Here is a 1,210-nt window from a genome sequence, read left to right on the forward strand (position 1 = left end):
AGACATGGTTGACACATTATGGTCCGTAATCAGGTTTATTCACGTCGATGGTGCGCAGGCGTTGATGGCAGAAATAGACATCGAACATGTCCCCACCGTCTCGCCCAGGGCGTATCGCTATGGTCTGCCCGACCAAGCCTTTTGCGATGCTGAAATAGCGTTTCTGGAAGCGGAAGCGACTGTGATAAACCTTGGCTAGGATATCGTCTGGCCCATATTCAAATTCCTCAAGCTGATTGGGGTAGGCCCACGGGCTGGGGTGATATCTGGCCATCGGCACTTGATACCCCAAAGCCTGATGAGGGCGCTGTAAGTTGTAAATTTCCCGCCATCGGTCAAACGCCGTCTGGGCTTGCACCAAGGTCGAGAACTGCCGCCCATCGAGTACTTCAGCCTTCAAGGAACGGTGGAAACGCTCAATTTTGCCATTCGTTTGAGGGTGGTACGGGCGACTGAAACTTATCTGTATCCCTAGTCGAATCAACCAGATACTCAGTTCTGTAACCTCTCCAGGATTACGCGGTGAGCCCCAGGGAGCACCATTATCGACGTTGATTCGGACCGGTAGGCCGTAGCGCTGAAAGACCTCAGTCATCTTCTCCTTGACCGTCGTTCCTCGCTCGTTATCGCAAGCGTGAATAGCCAAATTGAAGCGGGAGTGGTCGTCAAGAATGGTCAGCGGATGACACCGGCCTTGCTGCAGGGCGAAGTGCCCTTTGAAGTCCATCTGCCAGAGATCGTTGGGTGCATCGTGCTCAAACCTAAGCCGCGCCTCTCGCGCCTTCTCAGGGCTCTGGATTAGTTCATGGCGGTGCAATACGTTGGTGACGGTGCTGGGGGCAATACGCTGGCTCAGCAGGCTGCTGATTGTGCGTCCGCCCCAGGCCGGGTGCTCCTGTCGAAGTGCAACGACTTCTGCTTCCAACGCAGCCTCGGTCAAGCGAGGGCTACTAGCCGGCCTCCGAGATCGTTCTTGTAGAGCGGCCGAGCCGCCTTGTTCAAAACGGCGCAGCCACTTGTATCCGGTTTGAGGACTGATGCTGAAGCGTCGGCATAACTCTCGAATATTGGCATCCGGTTGTCGCGCCAGGGATACGAACTCTTCTTTCAGGCTCATGGCGTTTCTCACGTTCCAAGGCATGGCGAAAATCCTGGCAAAGGGGGCTGCCAGGAAGTGTCAACCATGTCTCCGTACACGTGTCCACCATGT

1 protein-coding gene is annotated in these 1,210 nt (G+C 55.3%); it reads right to left on the minus strand.

Translation table 11 applies throughout. From position 1 onward, the window contains the following. Positions 1-16: 16 nt before the first annotated feature. Positions 17-1,141 (minus strand): IS481 family transposase, encoded by a 1,125-nt coding sequence (locus DMX06_RS26035; RefSeq protein ID WP_110739984.1) that lies wholly within the window; start codon positions 1,139-1,141, stop codon positions 17-19. Positions 1,142-1,210 lie beyond the last annotated feature (69 nt).

Origin of the sequence: Pseudomonas mosselii (assembly GCF_003205295.1) — a bacterium.
Classification (GTDB): Bacteria; Pseudomonadota; Gammaproteobacteria; order Pseudomonadales; family Pseudomonadaceae; genus Aquipseudomonas; species Aquipseudomonas mosselii_B.

Coding starts and splice junctions, on each gene's coding strand:
- DMX06_RS26035 (WP_110739984.1), bottom strand. CDS start 1,141: ATGCCTTGGAACGTGAGAAACGCCATGAGCCTGAAAGAAGAGTTCGTA.